At 61.7% G+C, this 600-nt stretch carries 1 pseudogene; it reads left to right on the top strand.

The annotated features are described in order from the left end of the window. Positions 1-198 precede the first annotated feature (198 nt). A pseudogene (locus ACOI1H_RS26120) lies at positions 199-600 on the top strand (IS21 family transposase); the annotation flags it as partial.

Here is a 600-nt window from a genome sequence, read left to right as displayed (position 1 = left end):
TGCGTATTCCGGGGTGATCCGCCCACCGATTCCGATTTGATGCGCCCACCCGTTCCGATTTTATCCGCCCACCGATTCCGGGGTATGCGCCCACCCCTGTGACGTGCTGCTGCGAGGCAATCTGTAACCGGCTACCTTCCGCCCTTTTGGCACGAAGGAAGCCCGATGAAGAGAATGCCGATGCGGAAGATACGAGACGTGTTACGGCTGTCAGCCGAGGGTCTGTCGACCCGACAGATTGCGGCGAGCCTGGCAATCGGGCGCACCACCCTTCGGGGCTATCTTGATCGTGCCGCTGAGTTGGGCCTGAGCTGGCCACTGCCCCCAGAGATGTCCGACACGGACCTCGAGCGTCGCCTGTTTGAGCAGGTCAACCAAAACACCCAACGTATCGCGACCCAGCCTGACTGGGCGCATGTCCACCGCGAGTTGCGCCGCAAGGGCGTGACGCTGTCACTGTTATGGGAAGAGTATCGCTCGGATCATCCTGAGGGCTACGGCTATTCCCGGTTTTGCGAGCTTTACACCCGGTGGGAAGGCAAGCTGTCGCCGGTGATGCGCCAGCGTCACCCGGCCGGGGAGCGTCTATTCGTCGATTAC

Origin of the sequence: Loktanella sp. DJP18 (assembly GCF_049310965.1) — a bacterium.
Taxonomy (GTDB): Bacteria; Pseudomonadota; Alphaproteobacteria; order Rhodobacterales; family Rhodobacteraceae; genus Loktanella.
The sequence above is the reverse complement of the archived record's forward strand: the minus strand, read 5'-3'. Positions and strand labels throughout refer to the sequence as shown.